The organism is Sedimenticola hydrogenitrophicus (genome assembly GCF_029017505.1).
GTDB classification, from domain to species: Bacteria; Pseudomonadota; Gammaproteobacteria; order Chromatiales; family Chromatiaceae; genus Sedimenticola; species Sedimenticola hydrogenitrophicus_A.
The window spans coordinates 25,283-48,976 of sequence record NZ_JAQGEI010000001.1 but is presented as its reverse complement, the minus strand read 5'-3'; the positions used below and the strand labels follow the sequence as shown (position 1 = coordinate 48,976).

Annotated in this window: 18 protein-coding genes; 11 read left to right on the top strand and 7 right to left on the bottom strand. The window is 63.4% G+C overall.

Annotated elements, in window-relative coordinates; translation table 11 throughout:
* Positions 1-234 precede the first annotated feature (234 nt).
* Positions 235-1,680 (bottom strand): TrkH family potassium uptake protein, encoded by a 1,446-nt coding sequence (locus O9K64_RS00195; protein WP_275096046.1) that lies wholly within the window; start codon positions 1,678-1,680, stop codon positions 235-237.
* Between the two features lie 173 nt (positions 1,681-1,853).
* On the opposite strand from O9K64_RS00195, the gene O9K64_RS00190 reads away from it, so the two are divergent.
* The 9 genes from O9K64_RS00190 to O9K64_RS00150 all read left to right on the top strand — a co-directional run bounded on the left by O9K64_RS00190 (position 1,854) and on the right by O9K64_RS00150 (position 13,057).
* Positions 1,854-3,365 carry a DUF4118 domain-containing protein gene (locus tag O9K64_RS00190; RefSeq protein ID WP_275096045.1) on the top strand — a complete coding sequence of 504 codons (1,512 nt, stop codon included), beginning with the start codon at positions 1,854-1,856 and terminating at the stop codon, positions 3,363-3,365.
* 5 nt (positions 3,366-3,370) lie between these two features.
* Positions 3,371-4,096 carry a response regulator gene (locus tag O9K64_RS00185; RefSeq protein ID WP_275096044.1) on the top strand — a complete coding sequence of 242 codons (726 nt, stop codon included), beginning with the start codon at positions 3,371-3,373 and terminating at the stop codon, positions 4,094-4,096.
* A 687-nt stretch (positions 4,097-4,783) separates the two neighbouring features.
* Positions 4,784-6,031 carry an efflux RND transporter periplasmic adaptor subunit gene (locus tag O9K64_RS00180; protein WP_275096043.1) on the top strand — a complete coding sequence of 416 codons (1,248 nt, stop codon included), beginning with the start codon at positions 4,784-4,786 and terminating at the stop codon, positions 6,029-6,031.
* 291 nt (positions 6,032-6,322) lie between these two features.
* Positions 6,323-9,520 (top strand): efflux RND transporter permease subunit, encoded by a 3,198-nt coding sequence (locus tag O9K64_RS00175; protein WP_275096041.1) that lies wholly within the window; start codon positions 6,323-6,325, stop codon positions 9,518-9,520.
* 307 nt (positions 9,521-9,827) lie between these two features.
* Complete coding sequence (locus O9K64_RS00170) at positions 9,828-10,184, top strand: YciI family protein (protein WP_275096039.1); 357 nt, start codon at positions 9,828-9,830, stop codon at positions 10,182-10,184.
* A gap of 336 nt (positions 10,185-10,520) precedes the next feature.
* A complete protein-coding gene (locus O9K64_RS00165; RefSeq protein WP_275096038.1) occupies positions 10,521-10,874 on the top strand; it encodes a DUF1428 domain-containing protein in 354 nt (117 codons plus the stop codon).
* Positions 10,875-10,923: 49 nt separating this feature from the next.
* Positions 10,924-11,328 carry a YciI family protein gene (locus tag O9K64_RS00160; RefSeq protein ID WP_335342204.1) on the top strand — a complete coding sequence of 135 codons (405 nt, stop codon included), beginning with the start codon at positions 10,924-10,926 and terminating at the stop codon, positions 11,326-11,328.
* Between the two features lie 25 nt (positions 11,329-11,353).
* On the top strand, positions 11,354-11,758 hold the full coding sequence (locus O9K64_RS00155; protein WP_275096036.1) for a VOC family protein: 405 nt from the start codon (positions 11,354-11,356) through the stop codon (positions 11,756-11,758).
* Between the two features lie 6 nt (positions 11,759-11,764).
* Positions 11,765-13,057 (top strand): RNA polymerase sigma factor, encoded by a 1,293-nt coding sequence (locus O9K64_RS00150; RefSeq protein WP_275096035.1) that lies wholly within the window; start codon positions 11,765-11,767, stop codon positions 13,055-13,057.
* A 31-nt stretch (positions 13,058-13,088) separates the two neighbouring features.
* Here O9K64_RS00150 and O9K64_RS00145 read toward each other — a convergent pair whose 3' ends face one another.
* The 4 genes from O9K64_RS00145 to O9K64_RS00130 form a co-directional block, all read right to left on the bottom strand.
* Positions 13,089-15,017 carry a putative bifunctional diguanylate cyclase/phosphodiesterase gene (locus O9K64_RS00145; RefSeq protein ID WP_275096034.1) on the bottom strand — a complete coding sequence of 643 codons (1,929 nt, stop codon included), beginning with the start codon at positions 15,015-15,017 and terminating at the stop codon, positions 13,089-13,091.
* Positions 15,018-15,257: 240 nt separating this feature from the next.
* Positions 15,258-16,412, bottom strand: coding sequence for an osmoprotectant NAGGN system M42 family peptidase (locus O9K64_RS00140; protein ID WP_275096033.1), 1,155 nt, complete (start codon positions 16,410-16,412; stop codon positions 15,258-15,260).
* A gap of 3 nt (positions 16,413-16,415) precedes the next feature.
* Positions 16,416-18,167, bottom strand: a complete 1,752-nt coding sequence (ngg, locus tag O9K64_RS00135; protein ID WP_275096032.1) for an N-acetylglutaminylglutamine synthetase — start codon at positions 18,165-18,167, stop codon at positions 16,416-16,418.
* An 11-nt stretch (positions 18,168-18,178) separates the two neighbouring features.
* Positions 18,179-19,951 (bottom strand): N-acetylglutaminylglutamine amidotransferase, encoded by a 1,773-nt coding sequence (locus O9K64_RS00130; RefSeq protein WP_275096031.1) that lies wholly within the window; start codon positions 19,949-19,951, stop codon positions 18,179-18,181.
* Positions 19,952-20,100: 149 nt separating this feature from the next.
* On the opposite strand from O9K64_RS00130, the gene O9K64_RS00125 reads away from it, so the two are divergent.
* The gene (locus tag O9K64_RS00125; protein ID WP_335342203.1) at positions 20,101-20,631 is read left to right on the top strand and encodes a MarR family winged helix-turn-helix transcriptional regulator; all 531 of its coding nucleotides are present in this window, start codon (positions 20,101-20,103) and stop codon (positions 20,629-20,631) included.
* 184 nt (positions 20,632-20,815) lie between these two features.
* On the opposite strand, the gene epmA is transcribed toward O9K64_RS00125, so the two are convergent.
* Positions 20,816-21,805: an EF-P lysine aminoacylase EpmA gene (gene epmA, locus O9K64_RS00120; RefSeq protein WP_275096030.1), complete on the bottom strand. Its 990-nt coding sequence runs from the start codon at positions 21,803-21,805 to the stop codon at positions 20,816-20,818.
* A gap of 255 nt (positions 21,806-22,060) precedes the next feature.
* Positions 22,061-22,633, bottom strand: a complete 573-nt coding sequence (gene efp, locus O9K64_RS00115) for an elongation factor P (protein WP_275096029.1) — start codon at positions 22,631-22,633, stop codon at positions 22,061-22,063.
* 35 nt (positions 22,634-22,668) lie between these two features.
* Here efp and epmB point away from each other — a divergent pair, with 35 nt between their 5' ends.
* The gene (epmB, locus tag O9K64_RS00110; protein ID WP_275096028.1) at positions 22,669-23,676 is read left to right on the top strand and encodes an EF-P beta-lysylation protein EpmB; all 1,008 of its coding nucleotides are present in this window, start codon (positions 22,669-22,671) and stop codon (positions 23,674-23,676) included.
* The last annotated feature ends 18 nt before the right edge of the window (positions 23,677-23,694 follow it).

Genomic DNA, 23,694 nt, shown 5'->3' with positions numbered 1-23,694 from the left:
CATGGCTCCCCAGGCCCGCCGCGAACCCGACGCCATGGCCCTAGCGGGGTAACAGAACGGCCTTCATAGGGGAACAGACCTCAACTATAGATCACCACCGGAAATATATTAGTATTTTAGTCAAGAATCGGGGCGCGAATCAGACATCGGTCACAGATAGCCCATTTGCGGAAATATCCTACGTTTTCAGACGGTGTATCGCCTGTTCTCAGGAGTCTGTGGAAGGCCGGGGATTCAGCGGCGCCAGAACGCGGGGCTCAACACCACCAGCAGGGTGAAGATCTCCAGGCGGCCCAGCAGCATGGCGAAGGAGAGTATCCACTTGGCCGAATCGGACACCGACTGGAAGTTACTGGCCACGTCACCCAGCCCGGGGCCGAGATTGTTCATGCAGGTGGCCACCGCGCTGAAGGCCGTCACGTGATCCAGGCCCTGGCCCATGAGAAACAGCATGAACAATACGAAGGTGGCGACATAGACACTGAAGAAGCTGCGCACCGCGTCGGCGACCCGCACGTCGATCACCTTGCCCTGCAGCTGCAGCGATCTGATCATGGAGGGGTGCATCAGCCGCTGGATCTCCAGTCCAGCCCCCTTGCCCATGATGACGAAGCGGATCACTTTCATGCCGCCGGCGGTGGAGCCGGCACAGCCGCCGACAAAGCTGATCAGGATCAGCAGCAGCGGTAGCATGGTGGGCCAGACGGAAAAGTCGTCGATACCGAACCCGGTGCTGGTCACCACTGAGGCGACGGTAAACGAGGCGTAGCGCAGGGACTCCAGCAGGCTGTCCCGGGCCCCCTCGAAATAGAGTACCGCACTGGTCACCAGGATCACCGCGAGGACCAGTAACAGGAACACCCGGACCTCCACGCTCTGCCAGTAGGGACGAAAAGAGAGCTGTTTCCAGACCAGGAAATGGACGCTGAAACTGATCCCGCCGAGCAGCATGAACAGGGTCGCCACATTCTCGATAAAGACACTGTCGAAGTAACCCAGGCTGGCATCATGGGTGGAGAAACCGCCGGTGGAGACGGTGGTCAGGCTGTGTGCCACGGCATCGAACAGGGACATGCCGCCGGCCCAGTAGAGCAGCGCGCAGGCCAGGGTCATCACCAGATAGAGCTTCCACAGCGCCTGGGCGGTGTGGGCAATACGCGGGGTCAGCTTCTCATCCTTCATTGGCCCCGGGGTCTCCGCCTTGAACATCTGCATGCCGCCGATACCCAGCATGGGCAGCAGGGCGATGGCCGAGACCACCACGCCGATGCCGCCGAGCCACTGCATCTCCTGGCGGAAAAAGAGTATCGAGGGCGGCAGATCATCCAGGCCGGTGATCACCGTGGCACCGGTGGTGGTGAAGGCCGACACCGATTCGAACAGGGCGTCCGCAACACTCAAATCGAGGCCGAAGATAAACGGCAGCATGCCCAGCAGGCTGGTCACCAGCCACAGCAACACCACAATAATGAAACCATCGCGGGTGCGCAGTTGGGTCCGGTGTTTTGCCGATGCCAACCAGACCACCAACCCGCTGATCAGGCTGAACAGCACCAGTAGGGAAAAATGCAGCGTCTCGCCATCGTGATAGAGTAGCGATATGATCAGCGGCGGCAGCAGGCTGCCGCTGAACAGAAGCAGCCAGATTCCGAGGACATGGGCAATGATGGAGGGGTTCATAGGACCAAGCGGTAACGCCACAACCAAGCAATGCCCTATTATCGGAACCGCCTCCTGCCTGGTCACATAAAAAGAGTGTAAAAATTTTATGCTTTTTTTATTTATTGCGATCACGGCAGGCCGCACAATGACGCCCATCCATCCAGGATCCGAAACGCGGAAAACCGGTAACCATGCCCATAGTGATCGACAACAGCAGCCCCGATCATCCGTTCACCCGGAAGCCGATGGCCTATGCCGAGGCCATTCTCATCGTCCTGGTGTCGGCCAGCCTGGCCTTCCTGCTGCATCGTCTGATGCCCCATGCCAACCTCTCCCTGCTGTTCCTGACCGGGGTACTGATCATCTCCGCGCGCACCGGCCTGGGGCCGTCGCTGGTGGCCAGCGTGCTCAGTTTTCTGACTTTCAACTTCTTTTTCACCCCGCCCTTCTACACCTTCGACGTGGCCGACGACGGCGATGTGGCCACCCTGATCTTTTTCCTGCTGATGGCTGCCATTACCGGCAAGCTGGCGGCCCGCATGCACCAGGAGATGCTCAAGCGCCGGCTCTCCCTGCAGCGCATCTCCAACCTCTATGAGTTCAGCCGGCGCATGTCGTCGGCTACCGATACCGAAGCGGTGCTGGACACCCTGGTGGATCACTTTGCGCACGCCCTCGACTGCCCGGTGGCGGTTTATCTCCCGGACAGCCAGGGCGTTGCGACTCCGCGAGCGGGCACCGCGCTGTTCGCCGCACCGCCAGCCATCGACATGACCCAGGCTTGGGTAGAAGGGCGATCCGATCCTGTCACCCACGGCCCCTGGCAACTGTTGCCACTGATCGCCGACCGCGAGCCGGTCGGCCTGTTGGCGGTCCACAGCGAGGAGCTGGAGGATGAGCAGCTGCAACTGTCGCGCAGTCTGTGCGATCAGGCAGCGATCGCCCTGCACCGCACCCAGCTGGTGGCGGACCTGGAACAGGCGCGACTGGTCTCGGAAACCGAACAGCTGCGTTCCGCCCTGCTGTCGTCGGTATCGCACGATCTGCGCACCCCCCTCGCCTCCATCATCGGCTCCACCACCAGCCTGCTGGAGTACGGTGACAGTTTCAGCAGCGAGAACCGCATCGAACTACTGAAAACCGTGGTCGAAGAGGCGCAGCGGCTGGACCGTCACATTCAGAACCTGCTGGATATGACCCGCCTGGGTCAGGGCACCCTGAGTCTGCGGCGCGACTGGGTCGATCTGCACGATATCGTCGCCAGCGCCGTGGAGCGGATGCGCGACCCCCTGGAGGGGTGGCCCCTGTCGATCGATATCGCTGCAGATGTGCCACTGCTCTGGGTACACGGGGTACTGATCGAGCAGGCGCTGGTCAACCTGCTGGACAATGCGCTGCGCTTTTCACCGGCCGACGGACGTATCCTCCTCGGCGCCGCTTATGCCGATGGTCAGGTGGAGATCCGCCTGTGTGACCAGGGCCCCGGCATCCCGCCCGGGGAGCGGGAAAAGATATTCGATATGTTCTACACCGCGCGCCAGGGGGATCGCGGCAACCGCCAGGGCACCGGCCTGGGGTTGGCGATTGTCCGGGGCATGATCATGGCGCATGGCGGCAGCGTCACCGCCGGGGATGGGCCGGATGGCCACGGCACCTGCATGTGCATCCGGCTGCCGGTCGGACAGCCGGAACCGGGAGAATGACAGCGATGCCGCAAGAGACCATCCTGATCGTTGAAGACGAGGCACAGATCCGCAAATTTCTCCGCATCAGCCTGGAGGCGCACCACTACGCCGTGTGCGAGGCGCGCCTCGGTGAGGAGGGCCTGGCGCTGTGCGCGGCCCGGCCACCGGACCTGATCATTCTCGACCTGGGGCTGCCCGATCTGGATGGCCAGCAGTTCATCGCCCGCCTGCGGGAGTGGTCCCCGGTCCCCATCATCGTCCTGTCGGTGCGCGCCGACGAAACCGATAAGGTGGCGGCCCTGGATGCCGGCGCAAATGACTATGTCACCAAACCCTTCGGCATCAGTGAACTGATGGCGCGCATCCGGGTGGTGCTGCGTGATGCCCGGCAGCCGTCGGCGAGCCAACGCCTGTTCGAGTCACAGGGGCTGCGGGTGGATCTCTCCCAACGCGAGGTGACTATCGACGATCGCCCCATCCACCTGACCAAAAAAGAGTATGAGCTGTTGCGTCTGCTGATCGCCGCACCGGGCCAGGTGCTCACCCACCAACAGATCCTGCGCACCGTCTGGGGCCCAGCACAGCAGGAGGAGACCCACTACCTGCGGGTACTGGTCGGCCAGTTGCGCAACAAGCTGGGTGATGACCCGGCCCATCCACGCTTTATCATCACCGTGCAAGGGGTCGGCTACCGGCTGGCCCTCCCGATCGCCCTGGACGATAACGTTCAGGGTTCGGATGCAAACTAATCCGCCCCAAATCCCGGTTGTCTCCCCCGAATAGCAATCCGTGCTTATCCGTGTCCATCCGTGGTTTCTCCCGCATTCACCAAAAACCCGAACTCAATCAGCCTGATTCCACCTCCTCGGACGCAACCGCCCCTCCACAAAAAGCCGGTATTTCTTGTGCTTTTTTCCTATTTAAACAATGAGGTAGAATCCGCGTGCAGTTCCGATATATGGACTATTATCACTCTGTATCATTGCTCGACGGGGCCGTAACAGGAACATCGGGCAGCGCCCGACATGGAGCGACGCGCGAGACAGAGGGAAATCATGAGGAGCCACCCTACACGACCATCCGACACGACAGCTTCCCTGTTGACCACACCGCCTCACATCGGGATCGGCAGCCAGCCTCGCAAATCGATCGGCTCCCCCCGTACTGAAAACACCGCCGGCATGACAGAACCGATGCGACAGCCGGTGTCGATCTGGCGCTGATTCATTCGTCTACCAGGAAGATACGGCGGTTTACGGGCAATCGGGGCGGAGTCGGGTAACCGGTGAGGCCCGGAGAGCGATTAACATTGAAGTGAGCGACGCCATAGCCGGCTGCCCCGACCCGCCATCGCCCCCAACATACACAACTGATAGATATGGAGTTTCCGTCATGACAACCCACCCCTTCCCGCATCGGCCCGAGGTACAGGCCGCATGAGCATAACCAGGCAGATCCGCCCCGCCTGCGTCGGCCTGGCCATCGGCGTGCTGATGCTGCAGCTGACCGGCTGCAGCGAGAGCGAATCGCAACCGGCGGATGGCGCCATGCCGCCGCAGCAGGTCACGGTGGTCGCGTTGCAGCCCCGGGACCTGCCGGCGGAGTTTGAGTACGTTGGCCGGCTGGAGGCGTCGCGCGAGATCGAGATCCGTCCCCGGGTCACCGCGCTGATCGAGCAGCGGCTGTTCGACGAGGGTGGCCGAGTCAAGGCCGGCGAGCCGCTGTTTCAGCTCGACCGCGCCCCGTTCGAGGCGCGCAAGCGGGTGGCGCAAGCGAACCTGGCCGAGGCCCACGCGCGCCTCACCCAGGCCGAGCGGGAGGTGAAACGGCTGACCCCGCTGGTCAAGTCCCTGTCAGTGAGCCAGCGCGACCTGGACGATGCCCGCTCCAACCGTGACCTGCACCGCGCCGGGGTGGCCGCTGCCGAGGCGGAACTGTCCCAGGCCCAGTTGGACCTGGACTATACCCGGGTGGAGGCGCCGATCAACGGCCGTATCGGCCGTGCCCTGCAGGTGGAGGGCTCGCTGGTCTCGCCGACCAGCGGCCCCCTGGTCAGGCTGGCCCAGGTCGACCCGCTGCACGTGCGTTTTTCCATCGCCGAGAACGAGCGCCTGGAAATAGACCGCCAGCTGGCCGAAGGCACCCTGACACTGCCGCCGCCGGATCAGACCCGGGTCGAGGTGCGGCTGGCCGACGGTTCCGCCTATCCGTACGCCGGACAGGTCGATTTCAGCGACTACCGGACCGATCCGCGCACCGGCGCCTACGATGTACGGGCCATCCTGCCCAATCCGGCGGCCCGGCTCAGTCCCGGCCAGTTCGTTCGGGTAAGGATCACCGGGGGTATCCTCCCCAACGCCCTGGCGGTGCCGCAACGCGCGGTGCAGGAGGACGCCAAGGGCAAGTTTGTCTACGTGGTCGGCCAGGGCGAAAACGGCGCCGCCACCGCCCAACCCCGGCCGGTCGAGGTCGGCCAGTGGGTGGAGCAGCCCGACATGGCCGAAGGCGAATCCCTCTGGGTGATCCGCTCCGGGCTGGCGGCGGGCGACCGGGTGGTGATCGAGGGCACGGCGCGCATCTTCTTCCCCGGCATGCCGATCCAGACCCAGCCCCCCGCGCCGGCAACGCCCGCCACCAACAGCGCGCCGACGGCGGCGCTGGCGCAGCCCGCTGAGGGGTACTAGTGCTCCGTCAACGTGATAATTACGGATTCAGCGCCCCTGTGGCGTTTCGCAGCAAGGCGCAGTGCGCAGGCAATGGCGGGCTCCCTTGTCAAGCGCTGCAACGCGGCTGCGGGACGCCACAGGGACGCCACAGGGACGCCACAGGGACGCCCGAAGGGTGAGCTTGTCAGCGCCCATGGACGGCGTTGCGCCTCTTGCCAAGGGAGCCGGCCATTGCCGGCGAGGCGCGCCTTGCCATGAACGCTGACAAGCTCACTGAAATCGCAATTATCACATTGACGGAGCACTAACATGTTGTCCAGATTCTTTATCGACCGGCCGATCTTCGCCGCCGTGCTGTCGATATTCCTGGTGCTCGCCGGCCTGCTGGCGATGCGCATCCTGCCCATCGCCCAGTATCCGGAGATCGCCCCGCCGGTGGTGACGGTACGGGCGATCTACCCCGGCGCCTCGGCCGAGACCATCGAGCAGACGGTGGCCGCGCCGCTGGAGAACACCATCAACGGTGTCGAGAACCTGATGTACATGAGCTCCACCTCCGCCTCCAACGGGGTGCTGGAGATCCAGGCCACGTTCGAGATCGGCAGCGACGTGGACCAGGCGGCCCTCAACGTCAACAACCGGGTCAAGCAGGCCGAGCCGCGCCTGCCGGAGGAGGTGCGCCGCCAGGGGGTGACGGTGGAGAAGGGCTCCTCGGCCTTCCTCCAAGTGCTCGCCTTCCTGTCGCCGGACGGCCGCTTCGATGACCTCTACACCAGCAACTACGTCACCCTGAATGTGCTGGACCGGCTGAAGCGCATCCCCGGCACCACCAACGTGCAGATCTTCGGCGCCAAGGATTACGCCATGCGCATCTGGCTGCGGCCGGACCGCATGGCCGCCCTCGGCGTCACCGCGAACGAGATCGCCGATGCCATCCGTGAGCAGAACGCCCAGTTTGCCGCCGGCAAGATCGGCCAGCCGCCGATCGGCGACGGCCAGGATCTGGTCTATACAATCAATGCCCGCGGCCGCCTGTCGAGCCCGGAGGCGTTCGGTGACATCATCCTGCGTGCCGGCGAGGGCACCGCCCTGCTGCGGCTCAAGGATGTGGCACGCATCGAACTGGGTTCCCGGGATTACGACTTCACCGGCCTCTACAACGGCAAGCCGGCGACCCTGGTGGGCATCTTCCTGCAGCCCGGGGCCAACTCGCTGGCGGTCGGCGACGAGGTCAAGGCGACCGTCGCCGAACTGGCAAAACAGTTCCCGGAGGGGTTGACCTACTCGATCCCCTACGACACCACGCGCTTTGTCGAGGTGTCGATCCGTGAAGTGATCAAGACCCTGAGCGAGGCGATCGTGCTGGTGGTGCTGGTGGTGTTCGTGTTCCTGCAGAACTGGCGCGCCACCCTGATCCCGGTAATCGCGGTGCCGGTGTCGCTGCTCGGCACCTTCGTCGGCCTGCACCTGCTCGGCTACACTATCAACACCCTCACCCTGTTCGGCATGGTGCTCTCCATCGGCATCGTGGTGGACGACGCCATCGTGGTGCTGGAGAACATCGAGCGCATCATGCACGAAGAGAAGCTGGCGGCGCGCGAGGCGGCGCTGAAAGCGATGCGCGAGGTGACCGGGCCGGTCATCGCCATCGTCCTGGTGCTGTGCGCGGTGTTCATCCCCATCGCCTTCCTGGGCGGCCTGACCGGCGAGCTGTACCGCCAGTTCGCCGTCACCATCACCATTGCCGTGATCCTCTCCGGCTTCGTCGCCCTGACCCTGACCCCGGCCCTGTCGGTGCTCATCCTGCAGAACCAGGGCCGCCACCCGGGGCGTTTCTTCACTGCATTCAACCGCGGTTTCGCCCACTTCACCAACGGCTACCTGGCCGGCGTCGGCTTCCTGCTGCGGCGCGCCGGGCTGGCCGTGGTGCTCTACCTGCTGATGGTCGGCGCGGCCGTGTTCCTGTGGCAGATCACCCCCGGCTCCCTGGTGCCGAACGAGGACCAGGGCTACTACATCGGCGCCGTTTACCTGCCGGACGGCTCCAGCCTCAGCCGTACCGAGGCGGTGACGCAGGAGGTGATCGAGATCATGCGCGCCGATCCCGACGCCGAACACGTGGTGGCCTTCGCCGGACTGGATTTTCTCGGCGGCGGCTTCCGCAACAGCGCCGCCACCATCTTCGTCGCCGCGCGCCACTGGGACCAGCGCCAGCGCTCCACCGACGACATGGTGGGCCAACTGATGGCGAAGAGCGGCGGCATCCGCGAGGCCCTGGTGATCGCCTTCGGGCCGCCGCCGATCTTCGGTCTCGGCAATGCCGGCGGCTTCGAGCTCTACCTGCAGAACCGCGGCGAGGACGGACCCAAGGCACTGGCGGCCGCCAGCGAACAGCTGCTGGCGGAGCTGCGCAAGGACGAGCGCATCGTCCAGCCGCTGTCGCTGTGGCGCTCGCGGGTGCCGCAGCTCTATGTCGATCTGGACCGGGCCAAGGCGAAACTGCTGGGGGTCGACATCGACACGCTGTTCACCACCGTGGCAGCCACCCTGGGCACCCTCTACGTGAATGATTTCAACAAGTTCGGCCGCACCTGGCAGGTGCAGATGTCGGCCGAACCGGGCTATCGCGCCACCCCGCGGGACATCGGCGCGCTTTATGTGCCGACCAACAACGGCGACCAGGTACCGCTGTCGGCGCTGGCCCGGGTCGATTACACCTCGGGGCCGGAGACCCTGGACCGCTACAACAACGTCCAGGCGGTAAAGATCTTCGGCAATGCGGCACCCGGCATCAGCTCCGGGCAGGCGCTGCAGATCGTCGAGGAGATCGCCGACCGCACTCTGCCCGCGGAGTTCAGCTACGAGTGGACCTCCGCCTCGTTCCAGGAGAAGCGCTCCGGCGGCACCGCCAACCTGGCGCTCGGCCTGGCGGTACTGATGGTGTTCCTGATCCTCGCCGCCCAGTACGAAAAGTGGTCGCTGCCGCTCTCGGTGCAGCTGGCGCTGCCGTTCGGCACCTTCGGGGCGCTGGCCGCGGTCTGGTTGCGCGGGCTCAGCAACGACGTCTATTTCCAGATCGGCCTGGTGACCCTGCTCGGCCTGGCGGCGAAAAACGCCATCCTGATCGTCGAGTACGCCCTGCTGAAGAAGGGCGAAGGCTACTCCGCCACCGCCGCCGCCATGGAGGCGGCGCGGCTGCGCTTCCGGCCGATCCTGATGACCTCGCTGGCGTTCATCCTCGGCGTGCTGCCGCTGGCCATCTCCAGCGGCGCCGGTGCCGGGGCGCGCCACGCGGTGGGCACCGGGGTGGTGGGCGGCATGCTGGCGGCGACCTTCCTGGCGATCTTTTTCATCCCGCTGTTCTACCGGCTGGTCACCGATCACCGGCTGCGCACCAGTCCGGAAGATTTCGAGCAGCGGCCCCACCTGGCACCGCACCGGTCACCCCACGCCCCCAGTCACCACCCGGGAGGCGGTCTGCGCCCGCAGGGGTCGGAGGCGGATTGACATGCCGGGGCCGGAGTCAAAGCCGACTCCGGCCCCGCTGGCAGGTGTCTCTTAATGACAGTTGAACTCTCGCCAAGACGCCAAGCACGCCAAGCACGCCAAGGAAAACAGATCTTTTTTTGACTTTGCGTTCTTTGCGCCTTGGCGAGAGTAAAGGTTTTTTACCGATCCGGGATTGGGAAGGCGCCGCCGGCATGAAAAGTCGTCCACCCACTCTGGGCGGCCCATGATGTAGTGGCACCTTTGAGGCACTCACCCACCAAGCCCTCGGCTTTGTCGAGTTAACTAACTCCAGAGGAGGAGAACCATGTCCTACCTGTTGCTGATCCTGGAACCCCACGGCCAGCGCGCGCAACGCACGGAGGCGGAGGGGTACCAGGCCTACGCCGAGATGGTGCGTTTCGGTGAGGGGTTGGCCGCCCGCGGCCTGCTGCGCGCCAGCGAATCCCTGCTCGGCGACCGCCAGGGCGTGCGGGTGCAGGTACGCGATGGCCAGCCGCAACTGCGCGACGGCCCCTTCACCGAGGCCAAGGAGATGGTGGGCGGCTTTTTTCTGCTCGACAACGTCACCCGGGAGGAGGCCATCGCCATCGCCGGGCAGTGCCCGGCGGCCCGCTGGGCGACGGTGGAGGTGCGCGAACTGGCGCCCTGTTACGCCGGTTGATTGACCATGCCGGGGTCGGAGTCAAATCGGCCATAAGGTCTGATTCACCCCCGGCCGTTGGACCGATTTGACTCCGACCCCTGTGAATCGCGATCGCCTTTCGCGGCAGAGCCGCTCCTACAGGTGCAGTAAACCCGGATAGCGCCTCCGGCACGAAGGGGGGCGGCGGCTCCCGTACCGTCCGGACAACTGGTTACGGGTTGATTAACAAAATACAAAAAAATATCGGAGGCTGTCGATTTCACCCCGCTTCGCCCGTCGTCAGGATAACAGGGACAAAATGGAAAGGATCGAGAAATCGGCTGACGCAGCCGATCAGAACGGAGGAGCAACATCATGTCATATATCGACGGATTCGTACTCGCGGTACCCACCGAGAACAGAGAGTTATACAAAAAGACCGCGCAGACCGCCGCCGCGGTGTTCAAGGAGTACGGGGCGCTGAAACTGGTCGAGTGCTGGGGCGACGACGTGCCGGAGGGTGAAGTCACCTCGTTTCCCATGGCGGTCAAGTGCAAAGCGGAGGAGACGGTGGTGTTTTCCTGGATCTTGTGGCCGTCACGCGAGGCGCGCGACCAGGGCATGGAGAAGGCGATGGCCGATCCCCGGTTGAATCCGGAGGCCAATCCGATGCCGTTTGACGGCAGCCGCATGATCTATGGCGGCTTCGAGATAATTGTCGACGAGTAGCTGGCGCCGGCCGGCCCACCTGAAACGTGAGGGTACCCAGATGCGATTCATGATCATTGTAAAAGCCACCAAGGATTCCGAGGCCGGAGTGATGCCCGGCGAGGCGCTGCTGGCCGAGATGGCCGCCTATCACGAGGAGCTGATCAAGGCAGGTGTGCTGCTGGACGGCTCCGGGCTGCAGCCCAGCGCCAAGGGGTGGCGGATCCGTTATGACGGAGACAAACGCAGTGTGATAGATGGTCCGTTCGCCGAGACCAAGGAGCTGATTGCCGGCTATACCCTGATCCAGGTGGCCTCGCGCGAGGAGGCGATCGAGTGGGCGCGCCGCTTCCCCAACCCGTCGATCGACCGCGGCAGGGCGGAGATCGAGATCCGTCAGTTGTTTGAACTGGAGGATTTCGAACCTTCCGAGACACTGGAACGATTCCGCGACATGGGGATCGGCGGAGAGTAACCGGAAACCACAGGAGCGACAGACCATGCGTATCGAACCCTATCTCTTTTTCGAAGGCTGCGCGGAACAGGCGGCCCACTTCTACCAGGCCACGCTCGGCGCCGAGATCGTCGCCCTGCTGCGCTACTCGGAGGCCCCGGACCCGTCCATTTGCCCGGTCGATGATCCCGACAAGGTGATGCACATGAACCTGAGGATCGGTGACAGCGTCGTGATGGGCAGTGATGGCAACTGCTCGGGCGAGACGCGGTTCCAGGGCTTCGCCCTGACCCTGAATGCCAAGGACGTTAATCAGGCCGAAAAGCTGTTCGGACTGCTCGCCGAGGGTGGCCAGGTGCAAATGCCGCTGGAAGAGACCTTCTTCTCTCCCGCCTTCGGCATGCTCGCGGACCGCTTCGGCGTACCCTGGATGATCCATGTGGAGAGTTAAGGGACCATGAGCGCGGGCGACACCCGGCGTGCCATCGAGACCGTCTGGCGCATCGAGGCGGCCAAGGTGATCGCCGTGGTGGCCCGCCTGACCCACGACATCGGTCGCGCCGAGGAGTTCGCCCAGGATGCCCTGGTGGCCGCGCTGGAGCACTGGCCGGAGGACGGGATCCCGGAGCGGCCGGCCGCCTGGTTGATGACCACGGCGAAAAACCGCGCCCGCGACCAGCTGCGGCGCAACCCGCTGCTGGAGAGCAAGCACCGGCAACTGGGGTACGAACTGGATGTACGGCACGCCACCGCCCAGGCCGATTTTCAGGAGGCCATCGACATGGCCCTGGATGACGATATCGGCGACAACCTGCTGCGTCTGATCTTCACCGCCTGCCACCCGCTGCTGTCGCCCGAGGCGCGCGTGGCCCTCACCCTGCGGCTGCTCGGAGGACTGACCACCCATGAGATCGCGCGCGCCTTCCTGGCCGCGGAGCCGACCATTGCCCAGCGCATCGTGCGCGCCAAACGCACCCTCAGCGCGGCCCGGGTGCCGTTCGAAGTGCCGCGCGGCGAGGCGCTCACCGGCCGGCTCGGCTCGGTGCTGGAGGTGATCTACCTGATCTTCAACGAGGGTTACTCGGCCACCGCGGGCGATCGCTGGGTACGTCCGGCGTTGTGCGACGAGGCGCTGCGACTCGGCCGTATCCTCGCCGAACTGATGCCGCGTGAGCCGGAGGTGCACGGCCTGGTGGCCCTGATGGAGATCCAGGCGTCACGCATCCATGCCCGGGTGGACCCCGATGGCGAGCCGATTCTGCTGCTCGATCAGGACCGCGCGCGCTGGGACCCGCTGCTGATCCGGCGCGGCCTGGCGGCACTGGAGCGGGCCGTTGCCATCGGCGCCGCGCTCGGTCCCTACAGCCTGCAGGCCGCCATTGCCGCCTGCCACGCCCGGGCAGCCCTGGCCGAGGAGACCGACTGGGGCCGCATCGCCGCGCTCTACGACGCCCTCGCCCAGCTGACCCCCTCGCCGGTGGTGGAGCTCAATCGCGCGGTAGCCGTGGCCATGGCGTTCGGCCCCCTGGCAGGCATGGAGATCGTCGACGGCCTGAGCGGCGAGCTGAGCCTGAAGGGCTATCACCTGCTGCCGAGCGTGCGCGGTGACCTGCTGTTCAAGCTCGGCCGCCTGGAGGAGGCGCGCCGGGAGTTCCAGCGCGCCGCCTCGCTCACCGCCAATGAGCAGGAACGGCGCCTGCTGCGGCGGCGCGCCATTGCCTGCGGCAAATCCGACCCATACAGGAACTAACAGCCTAGGTAAGTATTATTCCCGCAGAGTGCTAAACAGGAACATTTGGCTTAACCGGCTGTGCCTGGCCGGTCAGGTACCGGCTTTGCAATGCATGGAGAGGCAGAGGGCGGCTGAACAGATAGCCCTGGAACTGGTGACAACCCTTCGATAGCAGGAAATTGCGCATGGCATCGGTCTCCACGCCCTCCGCCACCACACCCAGACCAAGATGCTTGGCCATCACGATGATGGTCTCCACAATAGCCGCATCGTTGGAGTCGGTCTCGATGTCACGCACAAACGACTGATCAATCTTGATGACATCCACAGGCAAGCGCTTCAAGTAAGCAAGGGAGGAGTAGCCGGTGCCGAAGTCATCGATGGAGAAGCTGATCCCGAGTCTCTTCAGCTGCTGTAGCCGGACAATAGTCTGCTCGATATTGTCGATGACGGTGCTTTCTGTAATCTCGATACGCAGGCGATGGGGATCCGCACCGGTATCGTTTAGCGCCCTGTTCACCCGCTCGACAAAATTGGGATCCTTGAACTGCTTGGGACTTACGTTGACCGATATCGTCATGTGATACAGGGAGAGCGCCGAGATAGCCCTGCAAGCCGCCCTCAACACCCATTCGCCTATCTCCAGGATGATCCCGGTCTCCTCGGCAATCTTGATGAACTCTCCGGGTAAAACCGCGCCACGCTCCGGGTGATGCCAGCGCAGCAGTGCCTCGGCGCCGATGAGTGTACCGTGACTATCCAGCTGAGGCTGATAGTAGAGTTCAAACTCATCCCTGGCGAGGGCTTGATGCAAACCTTTTTCAATGGATAAACGCTGGTTGGCTGCCTCCTGCATGTTGGGTAGGAAGAAGCATGCGCTATTGCGCCCCTCTTTCTTTGCCTGGTACATCGCTGTATCAGCTTGCTGCAGAAGGTCTTCAGGTTTTTTCTGTTGCAGGGGAAAGAGTGTAATGCCAATGCTGGCCGTTACATGCAGATGGTGCCCCCTGATATCAAAGTGCCCGCGGATGAGTGTCAGCAACTCTTCGGCAAACAACTGGGCGCGGCGCGTGGCCCCTTCCAGGGCATCCCCAATATCGGGAACCAGGATCACATACTCATCTCCACCAAGACGCGCGATAACGTCTTCGTCGCGTAGGCGCCCTTTTAGCCGGTCAGCGATCGCAATCAAGAGTTCATCTCCGACCAGGTGACCGAGTGAATCATTGATTTTCTTGAAGTGATCAATATCGAGAAACATGACCACACCCAGATGCCTGTGTCGCTGTGATCGGGCCAGCTCCTGCTTCAGGCGATCAAAAAACATGCGTCGGTTGGGGAGATCCGTCAGGGTGTCGTAGAGTGCCTGGCGCTGGATGGTCGCCTCCGCGACCTGCCGTCTGTATCGCATCTCAAGAGCCCCCAAAATCGTCTGGTTGAGACGTATTGAGGTGATCATCAGCATGACAAGGAAAAGCGCCGACATGAACGCCATGGTATATCCGAGTGAATCGCCCAGCGAGAAGAAGCGCAGGACAACGGGGAGCAACGCCAAACTGATAAACGCCAGGCAGGCGGTGGTGTGGGCCGAGAGCGTGGTGACAGCGCCAGCACTCATGCCGGCAACCACAAAAGCCAGGAATACCTGATGGGCGATGTCGTCACCGGGAAATAGCACGAGGCTTGCCATGCCCCAGAGCAGGCCGGATAGAACGGTAGTGATCAGGAGCCGTTTTTCCCACAGCAGGATGTTGGCCGGGGCGGGACTAGTGAGCTTGAATTTTCGGTACAACCCCAATCGAAGTGCCGATAAAAGATAGGTAACAGCCAGCCAGGGGAAGAGTAATTTGTTGTCGGTGACTGACCAAAGGACGATGCACAGTAATGTACTGTTGATGAAAATGGTCAGCGTGGAGAACGGGATGGCGCTGTAAACAAGCCGTACCTGTTCCGTTTTGATATCGAATATAGTTCCCATACTCCCCATTCACGGTGTAGGAATCGTGCACGTGAACCTGTTGTCGGCAAGCAGGATGGAAACTTGATCCCTTTGGCCATCGAATGTTTCTCGGGAAATTCCCGAATTTCAATGCACTGGAGTCGGAATCAGACCGCATCAAAAATAGCAAAAAGTATCGTAACCACTCACCCGGTCTGTAAGTAGGTAGTTTCAAAGGATCCCCATATTGAGCAGCTTTGCCACCCCCGGCGTAATCGGCTATTCGGACTCCGGCTTGTCCACACTGAGGTCGTCGGCCCAGTCGGTGGGATCTTCCGGGAAATCGTCCAGCGGGCCCAGGGGCCGTTCGTCGCGCTCGAACAGCGGACCGCTCTGCATGTACATGGCGAGCAGCCGGGCCACCGCCAGGACCGATTTTTCATGGGTGCGCTCATGGCCGTGGGAGGCGTCCAGGGCGAAACAGATCAGCCCGGTGCGGATGTCGTTGCCGGCCTCCACCGCCGAGGCCGAGTCGCTACGGTAGAAACGGAACACGTCGCGGCTGTGTTCGATACCACAGGTCTGGCACAGCGAGATCAGGCGCCGCGTCAGGTACCAGTCAAACGGGCCGCTGGAGTCCTGCATGGCGATGGTGACACCGTACTCGGAGGTGTTCTGCCCCGGGGCGATGGTGCCGTTATCCACCGCCAGCAGTTCGGCCACGTCGCCATGCAGGATATGCGAGGCGCCGACCCCGGTCTCCTCGGAGATGGTGAACAGCAGATGGCAGTCCATCGGCAGTCGCAACTGGGCATCGCTGATCGCCTTGGCGGCGGCCAGCACCGCCGCCACCCCCACCTTGTCATCGAGAAAACGCGAGATCCAGAAGCCGTTGTCGAGAAACTCCGGCTGCGGATCGATGGAGATCATGTCCCCCGGATGGATACCGAGCTGCTGCAGTGCGCCGATGCTGTGCACCGGCTCATCCAGGCGCAGCTCCAGGTTCTGCCAGCTCGCCTCCTGGGTATCCACCTGCTTGCCGAACACATGACCGGAGGCCTTCAGCGGCAACAGGCTGCCGCGGTACTGCACCCCCTTGTCGATATACAGGGTCACCCGGGCCCCCTCGGCGGAGCGCGCCGGCCAGGTGCCGACCGAGACCACCTCCAGGCGGCCGTTCGGTTTCAGATTCTTGACCATCGCCCCGAGGGTGTCGAGGTGGGCGGCGATGGCGCGGTCCGGCGAGTGCACCTGGCCATACAGGTTGGCGCGGATCGCCCCACGCCGGGTCAGCTCATACTCTACCCCCATCGCCTCAAGCTTGTGGCAGACCAGCTGCACCACGATGTCGGTCATGCCGGTGGGACTGGGAATATGCAGCAGTTCCAGCAGGGTTTCGCGCAGGTAGCGGCGATCGATATCCAGTATCTTCATGCATCACCTGTGATGTGCCAGGGTGGTTTGCGGAAACAGCATGTCCAGCAGTTTTTCCGCCGTGGGCTGGGGTTCATGATTGGCCAGCCCGGGGCGTTCGTTGGCCTCGATGATGGCGTACTCCGGGCGTTCCACGTCCGGCACCATGAAATCAAACCCGACCAGCGGCATGTCCAGCACCTGGGCACCGCGGATGGCCGCCTTGGCCAGTGCCGGATGCAACCGCTCGGTGACATCCTGCAGGGTGCCGCCGGTGTGCAGGTTGGCGGTCTTGCGCACCTTCAGGCGCTGCCCCTTCGGCAGCACCCGGTCCATGGCCAGGCCGGCGTCGTTGACACAGCGTTCGGTCTCCTCATCCATCGGGATCACGCTCTCACCCTGGGTGGCCGCCGCCCGCCGCCGGCTCTGTTTGCGGATCAGTTCGGCCACCGTGTGCTCACCGTCCCCCACCACCGAGGCGGGCCGCCGCACCGCCGCCGCCACCACCTCGTCGTTGATCACGATGATGCGCAGATCCTCACCCGGCACGAAACGTTCGCCCACCACCCGGTCGCAGAGAGACGCGGCCTGGGCATAGGCGGAAATCACCTCGCCGGACTCGCTCAGATCGACGCAGACGCCGACTCCCTGTTCGCCGCGCGCGGGCTTGATGACGATGCGCTGGTGATGCTGCAGGAATGCCAGCGCCTGCGCCTCGTCCCGCAGCAGCTCCTGCTCCGGCACGTTCAGGCCGGCCCGGGCGAGGAACCGCCGGGTCACCGCCTTGTCGTCGCAACGGCTCATGGCCACCGCGCTGGTGAGATCGGTCAGGGACTCGCGGCAGCTGACCGTGCGACCGCCCAGGCTCAGGTCGAAAAAGCCGCCGGCGGCGTCGACAATATCCACCACGATGCCCCGTCGATAGGCCTCATCGACAATTATCTGGGCATAGACATTCAGCTTGGCGTCGTTTTTCGGGCCGATATAGAGCTGCTCATTGATCGCGTTCTTGGTCTTGATGCAGTACACCGGCACCTGGAAAAAACCGAGCTTTTCATACAGCTGGATCGCCTGCGCATTGTTGTGCATCACCGACAGGTCCATGAACGAGCGGCCGGCGGACTTGAAGGCGTTGATCAGGGCGATCACCAGCGCCTCGCCGACACCGGCGTGCTCACACTGGGGATCGACCGCCAGTGCCCACAGACTGGAGCCGTTGTCGGGATCCGCGAAGGTGCGATAGTGATCCACCCCGGTGACGCAGCCGACCACCTGGTCGCTCTGCTCCTCCACCGCCAGCAGAATCCGCAACTCGGGATGGGACTGCTGATAGTCGAAGAACTCCTCGCGCATCGGTACCATGGCGCGCGCCTTGTAGATGCGGTTGACCTGTTCGATATCGGCGGCATCGGCTATCGGCCGGATCTCGATGCCGGCGGGCGCCACATCCGCCAGCTCGGCGTATTCCAGGTTCAGGCGGTAGGTGAGGGAGGGATCGATAAACAGCTCCCGGGGCGCCTGGGAGACCACCACCTGGGGGTCGCGGCTGTAGAGCGCTACATCACGGCGCCCCAGACGTTCATCCCGCAGCTGGTCGGCCAGCTGGCGGCTGGAGCGGAAGGTCTGACCGAAGATCAGCCGGCCCCATCCGCAGTCGACCACCGCCTGCTTGTCCAGTTCGTCGGCGATCGAACTGGGGGGTTCCCCCCAGTGTTTCAGTGATCCCATCTGCTCGATATTCAGATTACCATCCATTCCTTTCTCTGGTTTGGTCATTGCTCTGTACCCTAGAGATGGTGGGTCTGCAGCCAAAGCTCCAGCAGGGCGACCTGCCAGAGTTTGGAACCCCGTAACGGGGTAATGTGGTCCTTCGGCTTATCCAGCAGCCTGGTCAGGTAGTCGCGGTTGAACAGCCCGCGATTGATGGCCCGGCTGTCGTTCAGGGCGTCCCGGACAAAATCCAGGTAAGGCCCTTCAATGTATTTTAGCGCCGGTACCGGAAAATACCCCTTGGGCCGGTCGATCACCTGGTGCGGGATTACCTGCCGCGCCGCCTCCTTGAGCACCCACTTGCCCTCGTCGCGCACCTTCAGTTCGGCGGGCACCCGGCCAGCCAGCTCCACCAGTTCGTGATCCAGGAACGGCACCCGTGCCTCCAGCCCCCAGGCCATGGTCATGTTGTCGACCCGTTTCACCGGGTCATCCACCAGCATCACCGTGGTATCCAGACGCAGCGCCCGGTCCACCGCGCTGCCGCCATTCTCATCGGCGAACTGCTGTTCGATGAAGGCACCGGCAAAGTCCGATTGCACATATTCGGACTGGACCGTGGTGGCGTACTCGTCGAAATCACGGTCCATGAACAGGCGGCGGTAATCGGCCGCTCCGGCGCCTGGTTCCAGCAGCGGCGGATACCAGTGGTAGCCGCCGAACACCTCGTCGGCACCCTGCCCCGACTGCACCACCTTAAGGTGCTTCGAGACTTCATGGGAGAGCAGGTAGAAACCGATGTTGTCATAGCTGACCATCGGCTCGGACATGGCACCGAAGGTCTCCGGCAGGGTCTCCAGCAGGCGGCTGGAGGGGACAATGATCTTGTGGTGATCGGTCTGGAAGTGTTCGGCGATCAGATCGGAGTACTGGAACTCGTCCCCCTTCTCGCCACCGGCCTCCTCGAAACCCACCGAGAAGGTGCTCAGGCCGGTCTGGCCATGTTCCGCCAGCAGACCGACGATCAGGCTGGAGTCGAGACCGCCGGAGAGCAACACGCCCACCGGCACATCCGCCACCATGCGCCGGCGCACCGCGCGCCGCAGTGCCTCCAGTACCCGTTCCTGCCACTCCCCGGCGCTCACCGAGCGGTCCTCCTCGCGGCTACCCACGCGCAACCGCCAGTAGGTCTCGCTGCGATGCGAGCCGTCCTTCTCGTAGACCCGGATGGTCGCCGGCGGCAGCTTGCGCACCCCCTTCAGGAGGGTAAAGGGCGCCGGCACCACGGCATGGAAACTCAGGTAATAGTTGAGCGCCACCGGGTCGATACCGGTATCGATATCGCCCGCTTCCAGCAGCGCCGGCAGGGTGGAGGCGAAGGCCAGCCGTCCGGCCGATTCCGCCAGGTAGCAGGGCTTGATGCCGAGCCGGTCCCGGGCCAGCACCAGACGTCCCGTGTCGCGTTCGTGAATGGCGAAGGCGAACATGCCGTTGAATCGCTTCACACACTCGATTCCCCAGGCGTGGTAGGCCTTGAGGACCACTTCGGTATCGCCCTGGGAGAAGAAGCGGTAGCCCTGGCCCTGCAACTCCTCGCGCAGCTCACGGTAGTTGTAGATACAGCCGTTGAACACCAGGTCCAGGCCCAGTTCGGCATCCACCATCGGCTGCTGGGCATGTTCCGACAGGTCGATCACCTTGAGGCGGCGATGCCCCAGGGCCAGCCCGTTGCGAGTCACAATCCCCTCGCCGTCGGGGCCCCGGGGAGCCAGCTTGCGGGTCATACTCGCTACCCGGGCGACATTCGATTCAGCCACTCCGGGGGCATATATCCCGGCGAATCCACACATATGACAAACTCCTGTTGTCGACACGGCAGCCCGCGCCAGCCGACTGTCCCGGCGAATTCCGCCGCGCCCTTCTCATGGTAATTTTAATAGGTTATTATTACACTTCTAATGTTTAGAGTCCAAACCATTAGTTGAAAATTGGTTGAAATATGAAAACTGGCTATAATTCCCCACCCTTCAAATTCAACCTGACCCAACTCATGGCCGAAAATCAGTATTGGCATGACGTGCTCGTCTCCCTGCGCCGCATCATTCGCGCAACCGATCTGCAGTCAAAACGCATGGTGAAGAGTTGTGGACTGACCATCCCCCAGGTGATGGTGCTGCGCGCCATCAACGCCCTGGGCGACGTCACGGTAAAGCGGATTTCCGACGATGTGTCCCTGAGTCAGGCCACCGTCACCACCATTCTCAATCGTCTCGAGGATAAAAAACTGACCGAGCGGGTGCGCAGCAGCGTGGACAAGCGGGTGGTCAATGCGCGCCTGACCGAGGCAGGCCTGAAGATCCTGCTCGCCACCCCGCCGCTGTTGCACGAGAAGTTCATTGAACGGTTCGAGGCGCTGGAGGATTGGGAGAAGACCCAGATCCTCTCCGCGTTGCAGCGCGTCGCCACCATGATGGATGCGGAGAGTATCGATGCCGCCCCGCTGCTGGATATCGACCCGCCCGGCCCCTGATTTGCGTTCATTCCATCCTTAGGTCCGTAAACGGTGCATCCTGTACCACTCCTCACCGCGGCAATGGTGGATGCGCCTACCGGCTTATCCACCCTACAAAACTGAAACAGCTTTACCCGGCAATATTAAACTGGAAGGTAACTGCTCACCCGGTCGGTAAGTGAGCAGTTACATTGGAAGACTACTAGGCGCGTGACAGCGGAAAGGCGATCACCTGTTCGATATGGTCCGCGCCGGCCAGGCGCATGATCAGGCGGTCGATCCCCAACGCCACCCCGGCGCAGTCGGGGAGGCCCCGGGCCAGGGCGTCGATGAACCGGCGGTCCATGGGTACGACCGGCTGACCGGCTGCGGTGCGGGCCTGCAGATCCCGCTCAAAGCGACGCTGCTGCTCGGCCGCATCGGTCAGCTCGTGAAAGCCGTTGGCCAGTTCGATACCATCCAGGTAGAGTTCGAAGCGTTCCGCCAGCGGCGGGCTGCCGGGCCGCACCCGGGCAAGGGCCGCCTGGCTGGCCGGGTAGTCATAGACAAAGCAGAGCCCGGGCCCCATGGCCGGTTCGATGCAGTGGGTCATCAGCAGATCCAGCCAGGCGTCGCGCTGCGGCAGGTCCAGCCGGTCCACACCCGGCACGCCCTGTTGCAGGGCGCAGTTGCGCAGTTGCTCGGCCGTGGCCGGGTGGGGATCGATCTGCAACCGCTGTTGAAACAGCGCCCGGTAGCTGAGACGCCGGGCAACCGCGGGTTCCGGCATTAACCCACCGACCAGCCGCTCCACCTCGTCCATCAGCCGATGGTGATCGAAGCCGGGGCGATACCACTCCAGCAGGGTGAACTCGGGGTTGTGCAGTCGCCCCGCCTCTCCGTCACGAAATACCTTGCAGATCTGGTAGATCGGGCCCGCGCCGGCGGCCAGCAGGCGCTTCATCGGAAATTCGGGTGAGCTGTGCAGGTAGAGCGGCAGGCCGCCCGGGGCACCGGGACCGGTATAGCGGGTGACCAGGGACTCGATGGCGGGATCGGTGGTCGCCGCCCGGGAGCAGACCGGGGTCTCCACCTCCAGCACGCCCTGGCGCTGGAAAAACGCCCGGATCTGCGCAATCACCCGGGCACGCAGGCGGAGCGTCTCGATGGACGCCGCCGGAGACACCCCGGAACCGGTCTGACGGTCGTTCAACCTGGAATCCTCAGTTGGACGGCCGCCAGGGTGCGTGCAGCGTGGTGTCTGGCAAGGCATAACGAGGCGTAATAGTCATTCTATTGCAACGAGTTATAACGCAGCCAGACGCCGCGCGGTGCGTGCACTGGCGGTCGTAGCGGCCTTCACCCGATGGGTGGGTCGACGATTGCAGAGTAACTTTTTGCATATTAATGGCTTACATGCCGCTCGAAGCGGTCAACTGAGGAATCTAGGTTCAAGCGCTGCCCCAAGTCACTCCTCTTTGGCCCGCGAGACATACTCCCCGGAGCGGGTATCCACCTTGATCAGTTCGCCGGTCTGCACGAACAGCGGCACCCGCACCACGGCACCGGTCTCCAGGGTCGCCGGCTTGCCGCCACCACCCGAGGTATCGCCCTTGAGGCCGGGATCGGTCTCGGTGATGGTCAGGTTGACGAAATTGGGCACCTCGATGATGATCGGCGTTCCGTTCCACAGGGTGACGGTGCACATGTCCTGATCCTTGAGCCACTTCACCGAATCGCCGACCGCGGCGGCGTCGGCGCTCACCTGCTCGAAGGTATCCGGATGCATGAAGTGCCAGAACTCGCCATCCGAGTAGAGATACTGCAGGTCCATCTCCATCACGTCGGCGGCCTCGACCGAATCCCCGGACTTGAAGGTGCGCTCGATGACGCGGCCGGTCTTCAGGTTGCGGATCTTCACCCGGTTGAACGCCTGGCCTTTGCCAGGCTTCACGAATTCGTTTTCAATAATGGAGCAGGGGTCGCCATCGAGCATGATCTTTAGCCCACCCTTGAACTCACTGGTACTATACGTTGCCATCTTGTCCTCACCAAACAGCCGACTGGAAAACGCGCATGATACATCGAATAGAGCCTGTCTGTCAGACTCCCCTGTGGCAGCAATCGCTGGCCAACGCCTTCGGCGACGTCGATGCGTTCTTCGGGTTTCTGCGCCTGGATCGGGAGCTGTTGCCGGCCGCGCGTGCCGCGGCGCGGCGGTTCGGCCTGAAAGTTCCGCGGGAATTTGCCGAGTTGATGGTAAAAGGTGACCCGGACGACCCACTGCTGCGCCAGGTCCTGCCGCTCGGCGCGGAAAACCTGCCGGCCACGGGCTTCGTGGAGGACCCGGTGGGTGACCTGGAGAAGGCGATCGTGCCGGGGGTGCTGCACAAATACCGGGGACGGCTGTTGCTGATCGCCAATGGGAGTTGCGCGGTCAACTGCCGCTACTGTTTCCGGCGCCACTTCCCGTACCAGGAGGCCGCCGTCTTGCGGCAGCGCTGGCAGCAGGCGATCGACCACATCAGCCAGGCACAAGAGATCGATGAAATCATCCTCAGTGGCGGCGACCCCCTGACTCTGAGTGATGCAAAACTCGCCGGACTGGTCGCTCGGCTGGAGGCGATCCCGCACCTGCGGCGGCTGCGTGTCCATACCCGCCTGCCGGTGGTGATCCCCTCGCGCCTGACGGCAGAGCTGACCGGGTGGCTCGCCGGCGGACGCCTGCAACCGGTGCTGGTGCTGCACATCAATCATGCCCGGGAGCTGAGCCCGGAACTCGCCCGCGGCCTGCGCCGGCTCGGGCAGGCGGGCGTCAGCCTGCTCAATCAGTCGGTGCTGCTCAAGGGGGTGAACGACAACGCCGCCACCCTGACCGAACTCAGCCTGACGCTGTTCGAGGCCGGGGTACTCCCCTATTATCTACATCTGCTTGACCGGGTCGCCGGCGCCGCGCACTTCGAGGTGGAGGCCGCCGAGGCGCGACGCCTGCAGCAGGCACTGCAGGCGAACCTGCCCGGCTACCTGGTCCCCCGAATGGTCCGGGAGGTGGCGGGCGCGGCCTCCAAGCAGCCGGCATTCTGAGCCACCACGCCGCCACCC

Excerpts from the sequence above, each read along its gene's own strand:
- epmB (WP_275096028.1), top strand. The coding sequence starts at position 22,669 with ATGATACATCGAATAGAGCCTGTCTGTCAGACTCCCCTGTGGCAGCAA.
- O9K64_RS00160 (WP_335342204.1), top strand. The coding sequence starts at position 10,924 with ATGATCATTGTAAAAGCCACCAAGGATTCCGAGGCCGGAGTGATGCCC.
- O9K64_RS00150 (WP_275096035.1), top strand. The coding sequence starts at position 11,765 with ATGAGCGCGGGCGACACCCGGCGTGCCATCGAGACCGTCTGGCGCATC.
- O9K64_RS00145 (WP_275096034.1), bottom strand. The coding sequence starts at position 15,017 with ATGGGAACTATATTCGATATCAAAACGGAACAGGTACGGCTTGTTTAC.
- efp (WP_275096029.1), bottom strand. The coding sequence starts at position 22,633 with ATGGCAACGTATAGTACCAGTGAGTTCAAGGGTGGGCTAAAGATCATG.
- O9K64_RS00155 (WP_275096036.1), top strand. The coding sequence starts at position 11,354 with ATGCGTATCGAACCCTATCTCTTTTTCGAAGGCTGCGCGGAACAGGCG.
- ngg (WP_275096032.1), bottom strand. The coding sequence starts at position 18,167 with ATGACCAAACCAGAGAAAGGAATGGATGGTAATCTGAATATCGAGCAG.
- O9K64_RS00195 (WP_275096046.1), bottom strand. The coding sequence starts at position 1,680 with ATGAACCCCTCCATCATTGCCCATGTCCTCGGAATCTGGCTGCTTCTG.
- O9K64_RS00130 (WP_275096031.1), bottom strand. The coding sequence starts at position 19,951 with ATGTGTGGATTCGCCGGGATATATGCCCCCGGAGTGGCTGAATCGAAT.
- O9K64_RS00180 (WP_275096043.1), top strand. The coding sequence starts at position 4,784 with ATGAGCATAACCAGGCAGATCCGCCCCGCCTGCGTCGGCCTGGCCATC.
- O9K64_RS00165 (WP_275096038.1), top strand. The coding sequence starts at position 10,521 with ATGTCATATATCGACGGATTCGTACTCGCGGTACCCACCGAGAACAGA.
- O9K64_RS00190 (WP_275096045.1), top strand. The coding sequence starts at position 1,854 with ATGCCCATAGTGATCGACAACAGCAGCCCCGATCATCCGTTCACCCGG.
- O9K64_RS00185 (WP_275096044.1), top strand. The coding sequence starts at position 3,371 with ATGCCGCAAGAGACCATCCTGATCGTTGAAGACGAGGCACAGATCCGC.
- O9K64_RS00140 (WP_275096033.1), bottom strand. The coding sequence starts at position 16,412 with ATGAAGATACTGGATATCGATCGCCGCTACCTGCGCGAAACCCTGCTG.
- O9K64_RS00170 (WP_275096039.1), top strand. The coding sequence starts at position 9,828 with ATGTCCTACCTGTTGCTGATCCTGGAACCCCACGGCCAGCGCGCGCAA.
- O9K64_RS00175 (WP_275096041.1), top strand. The coding sequence starts at position 6,323 with ATGTTGTCCAGATTCTTTATCGACCGGCCGATCTTCGCCGCCGTGCTG.
- O9K64_RS00125 (WP_335342203.1), top strand. The coding sequence starts at position 20,101 with ATGAAAACTGGCTATAATTCCCCACCCTTCAAATTCAACCTGACCCAA.